The 19,290-nt window shown below is 60.2% G+C and carries 17 protein-coding genes; 15 read left to right on the top strand and 2 right to left on the bottom strand.

Going from position 1 to position 19,290, the window contains the following annotated elements:
• From J7413_RS16775 to J7413_RS16730, 10 genes are all read left to right on the top strand, one after another.
• The gene (locus J7413_RS16775; RefSeq protein WP_209100279.1) at positions 1-1,095 is read left to right on the top strand and encodes an ABC transporter ATP-binding protein; all 1,095 of its coding nucleotides are present in this window, start codon (positions 1-3) and stop codon (positions 1,093-1,095) included.
• Positions 1,088-2,080, top strand: a complete 993-nt coding sequence (locus J7413_RS16770) for an ABC transporter ATP-binding protein (protein WP_209100277.1) — start codon at positions 1,088-1,090, stop codon at positions 2,078-2,080. Before J7413_RS16775 ends, J7413_RS16770 begins: the two co-directional genes overlap by 8 nt.
• Before the next feature lie 12 nt (positions 2,081-2,092).
• Positions 2,093-3,712 (top strand): dihydroxyacetone kinase subunit DhaK, encoded by a 1,620-nt coding sequence (locus J7413_RS16765; protein ID WP_209100275.1) that lies wholly within the window; start codon positions 2,093-2,095, stop codon positions 3,710-3,712.
• Positions 3,681-4,775, top strand: a complete 1,095-nt coding sequence (locus tag J7413_RS16760; protein ID WP_247743581.1) for a LacI family DNA-binding transcriptional regulator — start codon at positions 3,681-3,683, stop codon at positions 4,773-4,775. Before J7413_RS16765 ends, J7413_RS16760 begins: the two co-directional genes overlap by 32 nt.
• A gap of 19 nt (positions 4,776-4,794) precedes the next feature.
• A complete protein-coding gene (locus tag J7413_RS16755) occupies positions 4,795-5,850 on the top strand; it encodes a sugar phosphate isomerase/epimerase (protein ID WP_209100271.1) in 1,056 nt (351 codons plus the stop codon).
• Positions 5,850-7,007, top strand: a complete 1,158-nt coding sequence (locus J7413_RS16750) for a Gfo/Idh/MocA family oxidoreductase (RefSeq protein WP_209100269.1) — start codon at positions 5,850-5,852, stop codon at positions 7,005-7,007. The genes J7413_RS16755 and J7413_RS16750 overlap by 1 nt, the downstream gene beginning before the upstream one ends.
• A gap of 103 nt (positions 7,008-7,110) precedes the next feature.
• Positions 7,111-7,779 carry a GntR family transcriptional regulator gene (locus J7413_RS16745; RefSeq protein WP_209100267.1) on the top strand — a complete coding sequence of 223 codons (669 nt, stop codon included), beginning with the start codon at positions 7,111-7,113 and terminating at the stop codon, positions 7,777-7,779.
• A gap of 19 nt (positions 7,780-7,798) precedes the next feature.
• Positions 7,799-8,812, top strand: coding sequence for an ABC transporter substrate-binding protein (locus J7413_RS16740; RefSeq protein ID WP_209100265.1), 1,014 nt, complete (start codon positions 7,799-7,801; stop codon positions 8,810-8,812).
• Between the two features lie 47 nt (positions 8,813-8,859).
• The gene (locus J7413_RS16735; protein WP_209100263.1) at positions 8,860-9,627 is read left to right on the top strand and encodes an ABC transporter ATP-binding protein; all 768 of its coding nucleotides are present in this window, start codon (positions 8,860-8,862) and stop codon (positions 9,625-9,627) included.
• Complete coding sequence (locus tag J7413_RS16730; protein WP_209100261.1) at positions 9,620-10,420, top strand: ABC transporter permease; 801 nt, start codon at positions 9,620-9,622, stop codon at positions 10,418-10,420. The genes J7413_RS16735 and J7413_RS16730 overlap by 8 nt, the downstream gene beginning before the upstream one ends.
• 10 nt (positions 10,421-10,430) lie before the next feature.
• Here the strand turns inward: J7413_RS16730 and J7413_RS16725 are convergent, their stop codons facing one another.
• Positions 10,431-11,330, bottom strand: a complete 900-nt coding sequence (locus J7413_RS16725; protein ID WP_209100259.1) for a LysR family transcriptional regulator — start codon at positions 11,328-11,330, stop codon at positions 10,431-10,433.
• A gap of 124 nt (positions 11,331-11,454) precedes the next feature.
• Between J7413_RS16725 and J7413_RS16720 the strand changes: the two genes are divergently transcribed.
• From J7413_RS16720 to J7413_RS16710, 3 genes are all read left to right on the top strand, one after another.
• Entirely contained in the window at positions 11,455-12,078 is a 624-nt protein-coding gene (locus J7413_RS16720; RefSeq protein ID WP_209100257.1) for a glutathione S-transferase, read from the top strand.
• Positions 12,079-12,170: 92 nt separating this feature from the next.
• On the top strand, positions 12,171-12,647 hold the full coding sequence (locus J7413_RS16715) for a nuclear transport factor 2 family protein (protein WP_209100255.1): 477 nt from the start codon (positions 12,171-12,173) through the stop codon (positions 12,645-12,647).
• A gap of 29 nt (positions 12,648-12,676) precedes the next feature.
• The gene (locus tag J7413_RS16710) at positions 12,677-14,302 is read left to right on the top strand and encodes a pyridoxamine 5'-phosphate oxidase family protein (protein WP_209100253.1); all 1,626 of its coding nucleotides are present in this window, start codon (positions 12,677-12,679) and stop codon (positions 14,300-14,302) included.
• Positions 14,303-14,304: 2 nt separating this feature from the next.
• Here J7413_RS16710 and J7413_RS16705 read toward each other — a convergent pair whose 3' ends face one another.
• Positions 14,305-15,063 (bottom strand): DeoR/GlpR family DNA-binding transcription regulator, encoded by a 759-nt coding sequence (locus J7413_RS16705; protein ID WP_209100251.1) that lies wholly within the window; start codon positions 15,061-15,063, stop codon positions 14,305-14,307.
• A gap of 165 nt (positions 15,064-15,228) precedes the next feature.
• On the opposite strand from J7413_RS16705, the gene glpD reads away from it, so the two are divergent.
• Entirely contained in the window at positions 15,229-16,812 is a 1,584-nt protein-coding gene (glpD, locus tag J7413_RS16700) for a glycerol-3-phosphate dehydrogenase (RefSeq protein WP_209100249.1), read from the top strand.
• 187 nt (positions 16,813-16,999) lie between these two features.
• Positions 17,000-19,216, top strand: coding sequence for an NADP-dependent isocitrate dehydrogenase (locus tag J7413_RS16695; protein ID WP_209100247.1), 2,217 nt, complete (start codon positions 17,000-17,002; stop codon positions 19,214-19,216).
• The last annotated feature ends 74 nt before the right edge of the window (positions 19,217-19,290 follow it).

The following is a 19,290-nucleotide window of genomic DNA, read 5'->3' as shown; positions in this document are numbered from 1 at the left end:
ATGGCGCAGATCGTCATCAAAAACCTCAAGAAGCAGTTCGGCGATTTCACCGCTGTGCGTGAAAGCTCCTTCACCATCGAAGACGGGGAGTTCTTCATGCTCCTCGGCCCCTCGGGCTGCGGTAAAACAACCACCCTGCGCATGATCGCAGGGTTAGAGCTGCCAACGTCCGGCGACATCTTTCTGGATGGCGAAGAGATTTCTCAGCGCCCGCCGTCCCAACGCGACATCGCTTTTGTGTTTCAGATGTTCGCGCTCTATCCGCATATGAATGTGCGCAAAAACATCAGCTATCCGCTGGTGTGTCAGGGCATGTCGCGCAGCGCGGTGAAAGACAAAGTGGCCGAAGTCGCCAAAATCCTCGGCATCGAGGATATTCTGGACCGCCCCGTGGGGGGGCTGTCAGGTGGGGATCGCCAACGTGTTGCGCTGGGCCGTGCCATCGTGCGCGAACCCAAGGCCTTCATGATGGATGAACCCCTCGGCGCGCTTGATGCAGAGTTTCGCGAGCATATGTCCGAAGAGCTCCGCGCCCTGCATGACCGCATGGGGGCCACCACCGTCTATGTGACCCATGATCAGCTGGAGGCGATGCAGATGAGCGACAAGATCGTTGTCATGAACAATGCCGTGGTGGAACAATTTGGCACGCCGCAGGAAATTTATGACAAGCCTGCCACCATGTTTGTGGCAGATTTCATCGGCTCCCCGTCAATGAACTTCCTGAAATTCCACGGCAAAGTTGGGCGTCATGACAGTGACGTCACCATGCATGACACCGCCTTTGCGATCCCGCAAACCCGCGAGCCGTTTGAGGGCGATCTGGCCTTTGGGGTGCGTCCTGAGCATATCCAGCTCAGCGATGCCGCGCCTTATCGCGCCGAGGTGCTGGCGACCGAATATCTCGGCACCACGCAGATCGTCACCCTCAACACCCACGGCGGTGAGGTCAAGGCACGCATCTCTGCCCAACAAGCCGCACGTGCCGGTGAAACCGTCGGGCTCGAATTTAACCCAAGCACCATCACGCTGTTTGATCGCCAGTCTGGCCGCGCGCTCAAATCAGAACTGAATGAGGGCATTCTCCATGGCTGAAGTGTCACTCCACAATGTTTCCAAGACGTTTGGCAAAACCCAGGCTGTCTCTGACATCTCCATGACGATTGAAGATGGTGCCTTCGTGGTGCTGCTTGGCCCAACCGGGGCCGGCAAAACCACAACCCTGCGTCTGATTTCCGGGCTGGAAAAACTGGACAGCGGTTCCGTGTTCATTGGTGGGCGCGATGTGGGCAATGACACGCCCGCACAACGCGACATCGCCATGGTGTTTCAGCAGTATTCACTCTATCCACACCTCACCGTGCGCGACAATCTCGCTTTTCCGCTGCGTTCCCCGATCCTCAGAACGCCTGAGGATGTGATCGCCCAGAAGGTTCAGAAGATCGCGGAGATCCTGCAAATCCCCCACAAGCTCGACAACAAGGCAACCGAGCTGTCAGGCGGTGAAATGCAGCGGGTGTCCATTGGCCGTGCGCTGGTGCGCGATCCGCAGATTTATCTGATGGATGAGCCGCTCAGTTCGCTGGATGCCAAACTGCGCGCCGACCTGCGTGTAGAGCTCAAGCGCATTCAGGCCGATCTTGGCTCCACGCTGCTTTATGTCACGCATGATCAAATCGAAGCCATGACAATGGCGACCCACATCGGCGTGCTTGAGGAAGGGCGTCTGGTGCAATATGGCACTCCCAAAGAGATTTACGAGGATCCGACGAGCGTCTATGTGGCCAGCCGTCTGGGCCTGCCACGGATCAATATCCTCCCGGCAGAGCTCTTTCCCGGCGCACATAAAGGGGTGCAGATCGGCCTCAGACCAGAAAACATCCGACAGGGGGATGGCATAGAGGCGCAGGTTATCAGGTCAGAGCATCTCGGGGACCAGACCCGCCTGCACCTGAAGGTTCACGGGCATGACATCACCACGCTCACCGATCCGCATCACGATTACGCGGGCAGCGCGACCATAAAAATCAGCTTAGAAAATCCATTGTATTTCGATGCTTCCGGCGCACGTGTCGTCTAAGGGAGGAACAGCATGTCACAGTTTATCAATGCCAAAGAAGATCTTGTCACCGAAGCACTGGACGGTGTTTTGGCCGCGTCCGGCGGGGCTTTGTCGCGCCTGGACGGATATCCTCACATCAAGGTTGTGTTTCGCTCTGACTGGGACAAATCCAAGGTGGCGCTTGTGTCGGGTGGTGGCTCCGGTCACGAACCTGCCCACGCCGGGTTTGTTGGCAAAGGCATGCTCACCGCTGCCGTCTGTGGTGAGGTGTTCGCCTCTCCTTCGGTAGAGGCTGTGCTCGCGGGCATCTTGGCCGTGACAGGCGAGGCAGGCTGCCTGCTGATTGTGAAAAATTACACCGGGGATCGGTTGAATTTCGGTCTGGCTGCCGAACGCGCCCGCGCATTGGGGCGCCGGGTGGAAATGGTTGTTGTCGATGATGACATTGCGCTGCCACATCTGCCTCAGCCGCGCGGCGTGGCAGGCACGTTGTTTGTGCACAAAATCGCGGGCGCGCTGGCTGAGGAAGGCGCAGATCTCGCCGCCGTCACCCAGACCGCCAAAGATGTCATCGCCAAAGTTGCCTCCATCGGTATGAGCCTTGATACCTGCACAATTCCCGGCTCTCTCAAAGAGGCGCGGATTGGCGAAGGCAAGGCAGAGCTGGGCCTCGGCATACATGGCGAACCCGGTATTGAGCAGGTGGATTTTTCCGGCGCTGTGGCGGCGATGGGCACTGTTGTGGAAAAGCTGAAAGCGCACGCCACAGGCGACGTTGTGGCGATTGTGAACAACCTTGGCTCCACAACACCGCTGGAAATGTCGGTGCTGACCCACGCGCTGACAGAGGCAGGGCTCGCACAGCACATCATCGGCCCCGCGCCTCTGATGACCTCGCTTGATATGCACGGGTTTTCCGTTTCCATCATGGAGGTCACGCCGGGTGAACTGGACGCGCTGAAAGCCGCAGTCACCTTGCCCGCATGGCCGGGCCTTAAGGCGATTGTCACGCCGCCCGTTGTTGCGCTGCCCGATGGGCTCACGCCAATTGAGCCGATCCCATCCGAGAACCCGCGCACCCGCGCCATCATCGAGAATGTGACCGATCTTCTGATCTCGGCTGAGGCGGATCTGAACACGCTGGATGCCAAATCCGGCGATGGCGATACCGGCAGCACGCTGGCTACCGCCGCACGCGCGCTGCAGGCGCGGCTTGATCACATGCCGCTCGCCGATCTGACACAGCTGTTCCCGGCGCTGGGCAACGAGCTGAGCCAAACCATGGGCGGCTCTTCTGGTGTGATCCTAGCGATTTACTTCAACGCGGCAGGCGACGCCTGCGCCAATGGGGCCTCTGTGCAGGGCGCGCTGGCGGATGGTCTGGCGCGCGTCAGCCAGGTGGGCGGGGCCTCTGTCGGGGATCGCACCATGATTGACGCGCTCGCCCCGGCACTCAGCGCCCTTCCCGAAGGCATTGCTGCCGCCGCCGCCGCGGCACGGGCTGGGGCAGACAGCACCGCAAGCATTCACCGCGCCAAAGCAGGGCGCGCCGCCTATGTGCCAGAGGAAAACCTCAAAGGGCACAATGATCCGGGTGCAGAGGCCGTCGCGCTGCTCTTTGGCGCGCTGGCAAAAGAAATGGGGACGTAAACTGAGCAAGCCAACCATCACAGGTGTCGCAAAACCAACGGTCAATGACATTGCCCGCGTTGCGGGCGTCAGCCTCGCGACTGTCGACCGGGTGCTGAACGAGCGCCCGGGCGTGCGGTCTGTCACCATCGAAAAGGTGCAATCCGCCATCACTGAACTCGGTTATGTGCGCGACACCGCCGCCGCCAATCTTGCGCGGCGCAAGACCTATCGCTTCGTCTTTGTCTTGCCAGATTGGAAGGGGCAGTTCCTCACCAGTCTGGAACGCGGCATTTCCGAAGTCATTGTGAATGCCCCGCAAAACCGCACCGAAGTGCGCACCATTCGTGTGCCCACACAGGAGCACACCCAGCTGACCGATACCCTAAGCGCGCTGGATCCGGCGGAGGTGGATGGCTTGGCGATCATGGCCAAGGAAACCCCACAGGTGCGTGACGCCATCGCAGATCTGCGCAAACGCGGCATTCCTGTTGTGTCGCTTGTGACCGACCAGCCCAATTCGGATCGCGACCATTTTGTTGGCATCGACAACGTCGCCGCCGGGCGCACCGCTGGCACGCTTCTGGGGCGCTTCACGGGTGGGCAAACCGGCAAGGTGGTGGTGGTCATCACCAACAAACAATCCCGCGACATGATCGAGCGACGCCTCGGTTTTGATCAGGTGGTGGGCGCAAGCTTTCCCCATCTGGAAACGCTTCCCAGCATCGAAGGGCAGGAAGACGCGGCTCATACAGAGCGCGTGACCCTGCGCGCGCTGAAAGAAAACCCGGATGCAATTGGCATCTACTCCGTGGGTGCCAGCGTGCAGGGCATCGCCCGCGCCATTGCTGCCGCGGATCTGCCCCAACGCCCCGTTCTGATCGACCACGAGCTGACCGAAAACTCATCCGCGCTGCTGCGCGCAGGCGTCATTGATGCGGTCATCACCCAAAACACCGGCCATCTCGCCCGCAGTGCTCTGCGTGTGTTGCGCGCAAAATGCGACCGCACGCCTGTCATTGAGAGTCAGGAGAATATTCGGATCGAGATCGTCATTCGGGAGAATCTACCGTCCATGAAGTGAGCATTTTAGGGAGGATGCGATGAAAGAAATCAAAGGACCCGCACTGTTTCTGGCCCAGTTTGCCGGAGACGATCCTCCGTTCAATTCATGGGACGCGATCACAAAATGGGCCGCCGACTGCGGCTATCTTGGCGTCCAAGTGCCCAGCTGGGACAGCCGCCTGATTGATCTCGACAAAGCCGCCACAAGCAAAGACTACTGTGATGAACTTGCGGGCGTGGCACAGGCCAATGGGGTCGCGATCACCGAGCTGTCGACCCACCTTCAGGGTCAACTTGTTGCAGTCCATCCCGCCTATGACACCGCCTTTGACGGCTTTGCCGCGCCAGAGGTGCGCGGCAATCCCGCTGCACGCCAGAAATGGGCCGTCGATCAGGTGAAAAAAGCGCTGACCGCCTCTAAAAATCTCGGGATCGGCGCACACGCCACCTTTTCCGGCGCGCTGGCGTGGCCTTATGTCTACCCTTGGCCTCAACGTCCCGCCGGGCTGATTGAAACCGCCTTTGATGAGTTGGCGGCGCGCTGGCGGCCGATCCTTGATCACGCCGAAGACTGTGGTGTGGATGTCTGTTATGAAATTCATCCGGGCGAAGATCTGCATGATGGCGTGACCTACGAAATGTTCTGGGAGCGCACCGGCCAACACGCGCGCGCCTGCATGCTCTATGACCCGTCCCACTACCTGCTTCAGTGCCTCGACTATCTAGACCACATCGACATTTATCAGGACCGGATCCGCATGTTTCACGTCAAAGACGCGGAATTCAATCCCACCGGGCGACAGGGGGTCTACTCCGGCTATCAAAGCTGGGTCGACCGCGCAGGGCGCTTCCGCTCGCTGGGCGACGGGCAGGTGGATTTCCGCGCGATCTTTTCCAAACTCACCGCTATCGGCTTTGATGGCTGGGCCGTGGTGGAATGGGAATGCGCCATGAAACACCCCGAAGACGGTGCGCGCGAAGGCGCGGCCTTTGTGCGCGACCACATCATCCGCCCAACAGAGGTGGCCTTTGATGACTTCGCTGATGGCGGCACAGACGCCGCCGCAAATCGCAAAATGCTGGGGATCGACTGATGGTGAGCGCAAAAAACGAAACGCACAAGGGCCGCATCCGCCTTGGCATGGTTGGCGGTGGCAATGACGCCTTTATTGGCGGGGTTCATCGCATCGCCGCACGGCTGGATGACCACTTTGAACTGTTGGCCGGGGCCCTGTCCTCCACGCCTGAGAAATCCATAGAGAGTGGCGCAGCCCTTGGCCTGCCACGGGTCTATGAAGATTTCAAAACCATGGCGATCCGCGAGGCGCGGCGCAAAGACGGAATTGAGGCTGTTTCAATTGTTACCCCCAATCACGTGCACTATCAGGCCGCGCGCGAATTTCTCAAACGCGGCATCCATGTGATCTGTGACAAGCCGCTCACCTCCACGCTGGCGGATGCCAAGAAACTGGTGAAAGCCGCCGAAGCCTCAGACGCGCTCTTTATCCTCACGCACAACTACACGGGCTATCCCATGGTGCGGCAGGCGCGCGAGATGATTGCCGCTGGCGAGATCGGCAAAATCCGGGTGGTGCAGGTCGAATACCCGCAGGATTGGCTGACAACAGAACAGGATTTCAAGCAGGCCGAGTGGCGCACAGACCCGGCCAGATCCGGGGCAGGGGGCTCCACCGGAGATATTGGCACCCACGCCTACAATCTTACCTGTTTTGTCAGTGGTCTGGATGTTGCCGAACTTGCCGCGGATCTCACAGCTTTTGTGCCGGGGCGGCAGGTTGACGACAACGCCCATGTGATGCTGCGCTTTGAGGGCGGTGCCAAAGGCATGCTCTGGTGCAGTCAGGTTGCGCCGGGCAATGAAAACGCCCTGCGCATTCGGATCTACGGCGAAACCGGTGGTCTGGAATGGGCGCAGGAAGATCCGAATTACCTGTGGCACACCCCCTTTGGGTCGCCCAAACGCCTGATCACACGGGGTGGCGCCGGGGCAGGGGAGGCCGCCGCCCGCATGAGCCGCGTGCCTCCGGGTCACCCAGAGGGCTATCTTGAAGGCTTTGCCAATATCTATGCAGAGGCCGCGCAGGCCATTGTCGCCCATCGTACCGGGGACAAGGCTGCGCCTGAGGTGATGTTTCCAACGGTTCAGGACGGGCTGAAAGGCGTGCAATTTGTCGATGCTTGCGTGCGCAGCGCACAGCGCAACGCCGCTTGGGTCAAACTCGCGCCATAAGGGAACATCGCGCACTTTGTGCAATTCAATCGTCAGGAGTCTCTTGACGATTTTCTCCACATATCGGAAAAATCTCCAACGTTTTTGATTTTGTGGAACAGCGATGATTTTCTCTGGCAAGAAAACTGAGGATGCCACCATTGTGGAATTGCTGGCTTCCTCTTTGCGGCGCGACATCGCCTTTGGCACGCTGCTGCCTGATCAAAAGCTCAAGATTGAGGCGCTGCGCAGCCGCTATGGCGGCTCCAACCATTCCATGCGGGAAACGCTGCGTATTCTCGCCACAGAAGGGCTGGTTGAGGCCACCGCCCAATGCGGCTTTCGCGTGACCTCTGCGACGGAGGATGACCTGCGCGATATCCAACTGGTGCGCATTGAAATTGAACGCATCGCACTGGCCCGCGCCATTGCGCTGGGCGATGTGGCTTGGGAAGGGCGCGTGATTGCTGCCCACCACGCGCTGCAAAAGGCCGAGGCCGCCGTTGCGGGCGCGCCCGATGATCTGGTGGCGCTGGAGTGGGATGAGGCCTGCCGCACCTTTGCCCAAGCCCTGATTGCCGCCTGCGACAGCCCGCGCCTGATGGATCTGCACCGCAAGTTCTTTGACCAGAGCCGCCGCTTCCGCCTCGCGCAGATGCGCGAAGGCAAGCTCGACTGGGCAGCGCGCAAGGCGCGTCAGAAATCACTGCTCGATGCCGTGCTGGCCCGCGAAGAGAGCACCGCTCTCACGCTGTTGCAGGCCGACATCGAAGCTGAACTTAAGACCCATTGATGATCAGAGGGAGGACATCATGACCACTTTTAACCGCCGCAAAATGCTGGCGCTCATGGGCGGCGCTGCCGCCGCAACCGGGCTGGCCGCCCCTGCGATTGCCGCAAACAAGAAAATCAAAGTGGGCGCGCTGCGCTTCACATCCCACTCAGGCAGCTTTGTGGCTTTTGAGCGCGGCTATTTCGCTGACGCCGGGCTTGATGTGGAGTTTGAATTTTTTCAAGGCGCACAGCCCATGGCCGTGGCGATTGCATCCGGTGATGTGGATTACGCCGTAACAGCCATGTCCGGCGGCCTGATCAGCCTTGCTGACAAAGGCGCGATCAAAGTCATCGGTGGTGCGTTAAGCGAAGAAGCGGGCATTGACGGCCAGAAGTTCCTTGCCTCAGATGCGGCGTTTCAGGCGGGTGTGAAAACCCCGAAAGATCTGGCAGGCAAACGGTTTGCCGTGACGCAGGCGGGCTCTTCTTTCCACTATATGGGCTCCAAAATGGCACAGGCCGAGGGCATCGACATGTCCTTCACACCGCTGCAAAAGGTTGGGGCCATCATTGGCGCGATGAAATCCGGTCAGGTTGATGGCTGGTCCATTGTGCCCCACATCGCCAAGCCGCTCGCAGGCTCCGGTGCGGTCCACATCATCGGCAATGTGGCGGACTATATCCCCAACTATCAGGTGACCACCGTTTTCACCTCCGCCAAAAACGCCGCCAACGAGCGGGGTCTGACCGAAAGCTTCCTCGCAGGCTTCTCCAAAGGCGTGGATGACTACACCGCCGCCATGATCGACAAGACCGCCGATCAGGACGCGATGGTCGATCTGATCCACAAATATGTCTACACCGACCGCCCCCGTGAAAAGGCCGCGCCTTCGATCATCAACGGCACCATGCGCCTGAATGCAAATGCGGCGCTGAATGTGGGCTCTTTGCAGGATCAGCTGTCTTGGTTCCAGTCCGAGAAACTGGTGGATAGCGACATTTCCATCGACCAGATCGTGGACAGCTCCTACGTCGAAATCCTCGGCGCATAACCTCTTTTGGCGAGGTCGGCCTCTGCGGGCCTCGCCGGATTGCACTCATGGACATCAAACTCGAAAACATCAGCCATTCCTATGACAGCTTTGAAGTCATGCGGAACATTTCGCTGGATATTCCCAGCGGGCAGATCGTGTGTATCGTCGGCCCGTCCGGCTGTGGCAAATCCACACTTCTGCGCTTTATCGGCGGGCTGGAACGCCCCACCTCTGGCCGGGTTCTGCAACTGGGCGCCCCGCCCGAAGGCTGTCTCAACCCGCTCACCTATATCTTTCAGGATTTTGCCCTGCTGCCCTGGCGCAGTGTTGAGGGCAACATCTCTCTGGTGCTCGAAGATCACGGCATCAAAGGCGCCGACGCCCGCGCCATCATTGATGATGTGCTGGCCCGCACCAAGCTCACCGATTTTGCCAAGGCGCTGCCCAAACAGCTTTCTGGCGGTATGAAACAACGCGTCGCCATTGCCCGCGCTCTGGCTGTGAACCCGGCTGTTATGCTGATGGATGAGCCGCTTTCTGCGCTTGATAGCCAGACCCGTGAACTACTGATGGATGATCTTGTCGAACTCTGGGAGCGTCAGCCCTTCACCGCCGTCTACGTCACTCACAATCTGGCAGAGGCCGTGCGTCTCGGTCATCGTGTGGTGGTGCTTTCCCGTCGTCCCGGCGAAATCCGCGAGATTGTCGACATCGACACCCCCCTGAGCGCGCGCGCGTTTGGCGATGCAGAGCTCGACGCCCATCAAAAACACCTTTGGCACCTGATGCGCGACGAAGCGCGTGCCGCCGATGCGGAGCTGATCCATGTCTGACGCCTCTGTGGGAAAAACCGTCACCTTCCGGGGCGGTGGCTTTGCCCCCAAACCCCACCGCTGGGTCAGCTTTGCGGTGTTCCTTGGCCTTGTGTTGATCGCCGAATGGGGCACGCGCGCGGGCTGGATCTCTGCGCTGACCCTGCCGCGCCCCTCGGATGTGTTTGAAACCTTCCGCGAACTTTATCAAAGCGGGCTGCTCTTCAAACACCTCGGCCCCTCGCTGTCACGTCTGGTTGTCGGGGCCGCCATAGGCGCCAGCATCGGCATCAGTGTCGGCGTACTCATTGGTCTGTTTTCATATGTGCGCTCGGGGCTCGTGCCCATCGTTGCTGCGATCTTTCCGATCCCCAAGATCGCGCTTTTGCCGCTGTTTGTGATCTGGTTTGGTATTGGCGAAGGCTCCAAATACGCACTGATCGCCTTTGGCACCTTCACGCCGACGGTGGTTGCCACCTATGGCGCGGTGGACAATGTCGACCGCACCCTGATCCGTATGGGCCAAAGCTTTGGCCTGTCCTGGTGGTCCATCGTGCGCAAAATTGTGCTGCCCGGAGCCATGCCCGGCATACTCTCTGGCCTGCGCATCAGTCTTGCGATTGCCATCATCCTGCTGGTCGCGGCCGAAATGCTTGGCGCGGAATACGGTATTGGGGCTTATATTCTGGAGGCCGGTTCGCTCTATGATCTCGAACGTCTGTTTGCTGGGGTGGTGATCCTGTCACTGCTCGGCGTGCTGGTCAGCACGCTGATCGGCGCGATTGAGCGCCGCTTGCTGGGCTGGCGAACCTAGGGTCCTGAGCCTACACGCCACCGTTGCAGATCAGCGGATCCTGCGCCAAATGGTCGATCAGGGCACGCACACGGGTGGTCAGGCGGCGGTTCTGTGGAAACAGGGCCGCCACCACATAGGGCGTCACCCGATAGGGCGCAAACAGCTCCACCAGCTCCCCGTTTTTGAGCGCTTCAGCCACCGTATAGGCTGGACAGCGCGCCACCCCGATGCCTGCTGCGGCCAGCCGCGCCGCCGCTGCGGGCGCATCGGCCTGCAATCGGCCTTGCACAGGCACCGCCACATCCTGCCCGTCGATTGCAAACCGCCAGACTCCGGGGTCTGCCGTGTTGCCATCCTGAATGCACTCGTGTGTCGACAGCGCTTGCGGATGTGTGGGCGTGCCCGCGCGCGCCAGATAAGCAGGCGCAGCACAGATCACCAGCGGCATCGGCCCCAGCCGGCGCACCATCAGCGAGCTGTCCCGCATCGGCCCAATCCGCACCGCCAGATCCAGCCCCTCATCCACGATGGACACCCGCCGGTCTGACAGTTTCAGATCAATCTCCACTTCCGGATGCTGGTTGGCAAAGGCGGCCAGCGAGGGTGCAAGCCGCAAGGCCCCAAACCCGGTGGGCGCGGCAACACGGATCACACCGCGCAAGGCGGCCTGCGCGTTGCGCACGGTCTCCTCCATCTCGTCAAACCCATCAAGCAGGGGCTCACACATCGCAAGATAGGTCGCCCCCGCATCGGTCAGGGACACACTGCGCGTGGTTCGGTTGAGCAGCTGAACGCCAAGCGACTCCTCCAGATCAGCCACATATTTGCTTACCAGCCGGGAAGAGCGCCCCAATCGCTGGGCCGCTGCGGTGAAAGAGGCGTTCTTTGCCACAAGGGCAAAGGCGCGCATGCGATCAATCTTGTCCATATCTATTGCGCCTTCTGAGGGCTTAATGATCCGCAAAAAGTGGCAATTATCATCTGTTTTGGCAAGCGCTATCTCTGCGCACACAGAACAGCCCCAACAACAGTCCCAGAGAGAGGAGCCTAAAATGTCCACAGCCGTTCGCATCCACCACTTCCCAAAATCAGGCCACGCCCACCGCGCGTTGGTCTTTGCCAAACTGGCAGGCATTGCCCATGAGACCGTCTTTGTCGATCTCGCCGCTGGGGCGCATAAAACGCCCGAGTTTCTGGCGATGAACCCAAACGGGCAGGTGCCTGTTCTCGAAGATGGCGACGTTGTGGTCTCTGACTCAAACGCCATTCTGGTCTATCTCGCGCGCCGCTATGCGCCAGACTGGATGCCCACCGATCCTGTTGGCGAAGCCGCTGTGCAACGCTGGCTCACTCTGGCCGCAGGGGACATCGCCTTCGGCTCCGCCGCCGCGCGTCTCATCACCGTCTTCGGTGCGCCGCTTGATGCGGAATTCACCGCAACCATCGCCAACCGCGCCATGCAGAAGCTGGAGCAGGGACTTGAAGGGCAGGACTGGCTTGTGGGGGATCGTCCAACCATCGCCGATGTCGCCGCTTATTCCTACACCGCCCACGCGCCCGAAGGGAATGTCTCGCTTGCGCCTTACCCAAATGTGCGCGCCTGGCTTGCCCGGTTTGAAGCGCTGGATGGGTTTGAGCCTATGCCAGCCACCGCTGTGGGCCTTGTCGCCGAATAACCTTCCGCTCCAGAGCAGGGCGCAGGCTGTGCTCTGGCGCATTCATCTTTTCAATACTCCCCCTGTTTTCTCCCTTAAAGAAAGTCCTCCCCATGACTGCCGAAGCCCCGCGCCATCCCCTGCCGCCCTTCACGCGCGACAGCGCCATCGAAAAGGTGCGCCTCGCCGAAGACGGCTGGAACGGCCGCAACCCAACCAAAGTGGCGCTCGCCTATACGCCAGACAGCCAGTGGCGCAACCGCGCGGAATTTCCCAAAGGACGCGCAGAGATCGAAGCCTTCCTGACCCGCAAATGGGACAAGGAGCTCGATTATCGCCTGATCAAAGAGCTCTGGGCCTACACCGAGAACCGCATCGCCGTGCGCTACGCTTATGAGTATCGCGATGACAGCGGCAACTGGTTCCGTGCCTATGGAAATGAGAACTGGGAGTTTGATGAAAACGGCTACATGGCCCACCGCTTTGCGAGCATCAACGAACATCCCATTGCCGAAGAAGACCGCAAATTCCGCTGGCCCCTCGGCCGTCGCCCCGACGACCACCCCGGTCTCAGCGAACTGGGTCTCTGACCCCTGCCACCCTGACGGAGGACGCCGACATGCAGACGACAGACACACCGTTTCACAAGGGCGAGCGCGCCGCACAGCTGCGCGCCGGAGCTGGCGATATGGCACGCCGTGTCGCCCCATTCATTCGGGACTTCATGCCAGATCAGCACCGCGCCTTCTATCAGGATCAACCCTTTCTGGTGGTCGCGTCAGGTGATGCAAATGGGCACGTCTGGGCCACGATTGTCGAAGGCCCAGACGGTTTTATCCGCTCCCCGGATGCGCATACCCTCACCTTGGCGGGCGCAATGGATCCGCAAGATCCGCTCGCCAAGACTCTGAAAGCGGGCGCAGACATCGGCGTTGTTGGCATCGAGTTGGCCACCCGCCGTCGCAATCGGCTAAGTGGGCGCACCCGCCCCACCGACGCAGGGTTTGCCATCGACATCCGCCAGACCTTTGGCAACTGCCCGCAATACATCAGCGAGCGGGAGTGGTGGCGCGTGCCGCACCCCACGCGCCCTGCGTCCCAAAGTGCTGCCCAACTGAGTGCCGCGCAAATTGCCCGCATTCAGGCCGCGGATACGCTCTTTATTGGCTCAGGTCATCACAGCGCAGGGCAGGCGGCGTCCAACGGCTATGATGCCTCCCACCGGGGCGGCACACCGGGGTTTGTGCAGGTGGTCAGCCCCACCCGGCTGCGCATCCCCGACTATTCCGGCAACAACTTCTTCAACACGATCGGCAATCTCATTGAGGATCCCCGCGTCGGCCTGCTGTTTGTCGATTTTGCCACCGGAGGTCTGCTGCATGTCTCCGGGCGCGCAACCATCGACTGGGCCCCCCAAGAGGCGCGCGACCCCAGCACTCTGCGCGTGATCGAGGTCACGATTGAACGCGTACTGGACCGCCGCGAAGCGCTGGCCCTGCGCTGGTCCAAAACCCCAACGCCCACGCGCAAACTGGTTGTCACCGCAAAAACAAAAGAGGCTGAAGACATCACCTCCTTCACGCTGGCCGCACAGGATGGCGCACCCCTTGCGCCATTCAAGGCCGGGCAGCATCTGCCCATTGCGCTGGAGGGGCCCACTCAGCGCGCCAAACTGCGGCGCACCTATTCCCTGTCTGGGCCTGCAGAAGAAAGCAGCTACCGCATCACGGTGAAGCGCGAGCCGCTTGGTGCGGCCTCACGGCACCTGCATGACACGATTGCCGTGGGCGATGTGATCGAGGCCAAGCCCCCCGCCGGAGATTTTGTGATCCCGGATGGACGCAGACCTCTGGTTCTGATCAGCGCGGGCGTGGGCCTCACCCCGATGGTCGCCATGCTGCACGAAGCGCTCCGTCAGGACCCCAACCGCCCAGTGTGGTTTCTGCACGGCGCGCGCAACGGGCGTCACCACGCGCTGCGCGAGGAGGTCGATAAGCTGATCGCCAGCCATCCTGTCGCACAGCGCGCTGTGTACTACAGTCAGCCGGAACCAGATGATCAAATAGGGCAGGGCTATGATATGCAGGGTCGCATTTCCGCGCCTGACATCCTCGCGCTCAATGCCGGGACGCAGGCGCACTATCTGCTTTGTGGTCCGGCGGGTTTTGTCACCGCACTCACATCAGGGCTGGAAGCGCAGGGCGTGCCGATGGCGCAGATCCATTCTGAAACCTTTGGCGGCTGAACCTAGCCGCTTTGCGTGACCTGCGTGGCTTTCTCTGCACAGATCGGATGCAGCGCGGCGGGCAGGGCGTCGGTGAACAGCCGGTCCACATCGTCAAAATCCAGAATACGCGCGGGCGCGTTGCGCTGAAACTTGCTGTGATCTGCCAGCAGCCAGGTTTCCCGCGCCCCCGCATAAGCCGCTTTGGACACCGAAATCTCGTCCATGGCAAAATCATAGGCCGCGCCCTCTGCTGAAATCGCCGAACAGCCAAGGATCGCATAATCAAAGGCAAAATCCCGCACCATGCGCTCTGCAATCGGCCCCACCAGACCGCCATCCTCTGGCCGTGGCTTGCCCCCGGTCAGCAAGACCTCGCAGCGTTCATTGCCCGCCAGAATTTGCGCCACATTCAGATTGTTGGTCACAACCAGCAGCCCGTCATGGCCCAAAAGCGCACGCGCCAAAGCCTCTGTGCTGGTGCCAATGTTGATGAACAGCGCAGAGCCGTTGGGGATTTCTGCTGCACAGGCCAGCGCCATCGCCGCTTTGGCTTCTGCATTCACGCGGCTGCGCTCCTCATAGGCAATGTTGCGCACCCCTGAGGGCAAAACCGCGCCGCCATGCACACGCTCAAGCCGTCCTGCGTTCGCCAGCTGGGTCAGATCGCGGCGGATGGTCTGCACCGTCACATCAAAATGCGCGGCCAGCCCGTCAACGGTCACTTTGCCTTCGGTGCGGGCGATTTCAAGGATTTCACGGTCTCGGAAACTGCTGTGCATGTTCGCTTATCTTCGTTTTGCACGCATAGCCGTGTCAGGCTTTCCGTGAAATTACAACGAAAACCTGCGCAATCGCGGAGATTTCGGTGCGTTTTTCTTGACTCTGGTCCGCGAAAATGTTCGAAGATGCGCGAAAATGTTCGAAAGCCCGCGAAAGGGAATCTCATGGCAGCTCAGTCAGACAACACAGTGGATCTCTTTGTGATCGGCGGCGGCATCAACGGCTGCGGCATTGCACGCGACGCAGTGGGGCGCGGCCTCTCTGTCGAACTTGCAGAGATGAAAGACCTCGCATGGGCCACCTCTTCGGCCTCCACCAAACTCTTTCACGGCGGCCTGCGCTATCTGGAATATTTTGAGGTCCGCCTTGTTCGCGAGGCGCTGATTGAGCGTGAAACCCTGCTGCGTGCCATGCCCCATATCAGCTGGCCCATGCGCTTTGTGCTGCCGATGCATAAGGACATGCGGTTTGACAATGACACGCCGACATCGCGCATCCTGTCGCTGGTCATGCCGTGGATGAAGGGCCGCCGCCCCAGTTGGCTGATCCGTTTGGGTCTCTTTATGTATGACAACCTTGGGGGGCGCAAAATTCTGCCCGGAACACGCACGGTGGACCTGAAGTCGGACGAAGCGGGTAAGCCTCTGAAGGGCAAATTTGCCAAGGCCTTTGAATATTCCGATTGCTGGGTCGAGGACAGCCGCCTGGTGGTTCTGAACGCGCGTGATGCCGAAGCACGCGGCGCAACGATCCATACCCGCACCAAGGTGCTCTCTGCAGCGCGCACCGATGGTGTGTGGCAGATCGAGATGGAAGATGTGGAGACCGGCGCCCGCCGCACGGCCCGTGCCAAGGCGCTGGTGAATGCGGGTGGCCCGTGGGTGGCTGATGTCATTCAGGGTGTGCTGAAACAGAATTCTTCTGCGGGCGTGCGTCTGGTGCGTGGCTCCCACATCGTGACCAAGCGCCTGTTTGATCATGACCGCTGTTACTTCTTCCAGGGCGAAGATGGCCGCATCATCTTTGCCATTCCCTATCAGGAAGACTTCACCCTGATTGGCACCACCGATCAGGAACACAGCAACGCCGATGAGGCCCCAACCTGCACCGATGAAGAAGCGCAGTATCTCTGTGATTTCGCATCAAACTACTTTGAGAAACCTGTGACGATGGAAGACATCGTCTGGCGCTATTCCGGCGTGCGCCCGCTTTATGACGATGGGGCCTCTTCCGCCACCGCGGCCACGCGCGATTATGTGCTCAAACTCGATGACAACGGCGCGCCGGTGCTCAATGTCTTTGGCGGTAAAATCACCACCTACCGCAAGCTCGCAGAGGCGGCGATGGCCAAAATCGTGCCATTCTTCCCCGAAGCCACCGCGCCATGGACAGCAGGCGTGGCCATGCCCGGCGGTGATTTTGAGGTGCATGAGGTCGAAGGAAAAATCGCCGCGCTGCAAAGCCGATATCCTTTCCTGACACCCGCTTGGGCCAAACGCCTCATTCGCGCCTATGGCACCGAGGCAGAGATCCTTCTTGGCGATGCCAAAGAGGCGGCAGACCTCGGCACAGACTTTGGCGCAACTCTGACAGAAGCCGAGGTCACCTGGCTGATGCAGAAAGAATATGCCCGCGTCGCAGAAGACATCGTCTGGCGGCGCTCCAAGCTGGGCCTGCGCCTGACAGAAGCGCAAATTGCCGCGCTTGATGCGCATATGCAGGCCGCGCGGCAAAAAGCCCCCGCCTAAGCGGGACGCCGCAATTGATCTTTGGCCCCATGCAGCCTATACGGAGCCCGCACGATGCCGTCGTGCGGGTTTTTTGTGCCCGTCACAATCCCCACGATGGCAAAGAGGACCAAACGGATTATGTCGGGCATTCCGCCCAGAACCCGCAAATATAGACACCCCTGACTTAAAAAAGGTTGTGAGACATATGGCTGAAAACAAGACACCAGATATTCTGTATACAATTGTAGACGAAGCGCCGGAGCTGGCTTCTGCCTCCTTCCTGCCGATCATCCGCAAGTTCGTTTCTGCCGCCGGAATCACCGTTGGCACCCCAGACATTTCGCTGGCGGGCCGCATCATCGCAACCTTCCCGGAAAACCTGACCGACGCACAGCGTCAGTCTGATGATCTGGCCGCTCTGGGCGAGCTGGTGAAAACCCCTGACGCCAACGTCATCAAGCTGCCAAACATCTCCGCCTCCGTGCCACAGCTGGTGGCCGCGATCGAAGAGCTGCAGGCGCAGGGCTATGACATCCCAGCCTATCCAGAAGATCCGCAGTCTGACGAAGAAAAGGCGATCCGCGCCCGGTACGACGGCATCAAAGGCTCCGCTGTGAACCCTGTGCTGCGCGAAGGCAACTCCGACCGCCGCTCCGCACGTGCGGTGAAAAACTTTGCACAGAACAACCCGCACTCCATGGGTGCCTGGACGTCTGACAGCAAAACCAAAGTCTCCTCCATGCCGGGCAACGACTTCTACGCAAACGAAGTCTCCGCGACCATTTCTGCGGATCAGGCCGGTGATGCGAAAATCGAATTTGTTGCCAAAGACGGCGCCGTGACCGTTCTGAAAGACGGCTGGCCGCTGGAAGAAGGCACCGTTGCTGACGCCACCTTCATGTCCGCCAAAGCGTTGGGTGCGTTCCTGGCAGAGGCGATTGAAGACACCAAAGCAGACGGCACCATGTTCTCCCTGCACATGAAAGCCACCATGATGAAGGTCTCTGACCCAATCATCTTCGGCCACGCGGTCAAAGCATGGCTTGGCCCGGTTTGGGACGCCCATGGGGACGCCATCGCCGCAGCAGGCGGTTCCCCGAACTCCGGTCTGGGGGCTGTTCTGGCCGCCATCGACACGCTTGACAACGCCGATGCCATCAAAGCAGAAATCGCCGCGCTGGAGCGTCCGTCCATGTATATGGTGGATTCTGACAAAGGCATCACCAACCTGCACGTGCCTTCTGACGTGATCATCGACGCCTCCATGCCTGCCGTGATCCGCGCAGGCGGCAAAGGCTGGGATGAGGCTGGCAACAAGGGCGACACCAACTGCGTGATCCCGGATCGCTGCTACGCCTCTGTCTATGACGAGACCGTGAACTTCTTCAAAGCCAACGGCGCGCTGGATGTGACCACCGCAGGCTCCGTGGCCAACGTTGGCCTGATGGCACAAAAGGCGGAAGAGTACGGCTCCCACCCAACCACCTTTGAAGCGCCTGCTGAGGGCACCATCCGCGTTGTTCTCGCAAACGGTGAAACCCTGCACAGCCACGACGTTGAGGCGGGTGACATCTGGCGCTCCTGCACCGTGAAGAAGGCACCGATTGAGAACTGGATCGAGCTGGCTCTGGACCGTCAGCGCCTGACAGGTTCCGAGGCGATCTTCTGGCTGGACGCAAACCGCGCCCATGACGCAGAGCTGATCAAATACGTGACTCCTGCGCTAGAAGCAGCTGGCAAGGCGGACCTGTTCCAGATCCTCGCGCCACGCGAAGCCACCGCACAGTCCTTGAAAACCATCACCGCAGGCAACGACAGCATCGCCATCACCGGCAACGTGCTGCGCGATTATCTGACCGATCTCTTCCCGATCCTTGAGCTGGGCACCTCCGCCAAAATGCTCTCCATCGTGAAGCTGATGCAGGGCGGTGGTCTGTTTGAAACCGGCGCGGGCGGCTCTGCCCCTAAGCACGTTCAGCAGCTGGTCGAAGAAAACCACCTGCGCTGGGACTCAATGGGTGAATTCTGTGCCCTTGGTGAAAGCCTGAACTTCCTCGCGGATGTCAAAGGCAACGCCAAAGCCGGTGTTCTGGGTGTCGCTGCCGAGGCCGCAACCCAGGGCATTCTGGACGACAACCGCTCCCCATCCCGCAAAGTGGGCCAGCCTGACAACCGCGACAGCCACTACTGGTTTGCGCGTTACTGGGCCGAAGCGCTGGCAGCACAGTCTGACGATGCCGACCTCGCAGCCGAGTTTGCAGGTGTGGCCAAAGCTCTGGCAGAGGGCGAAGAGGCCATCCTGGCGGAATTTGCAGCGGCGCAAGGCCCAGCGGCAGAGATCGGCGGCTACTACCGCCCATCTGTGGAGCTGAAAGCCAAAGTCATGCGTCCGTCCGCAACACTGAACGCGATCATCGACTGAGCGTCGGTTTGAGCTGAGAAACAAAGAAGCCGCCCCTCGTGGGCGGCTTTTTCTTTGGTCAGTAAGGCGAAGAG

Origin of the sequence: Shimia sp. R10_1 (assembly GCF_017744095.1) — a bacterium.
GTDB lineage: Bacteria > Pseudomonadota > Alphaproteobacteria > Rhodobacterales > Rhodobacteraceae > Shimia.
This window is presented reverse-complemented; position numbering and strand designations above follow the sequence as displayed.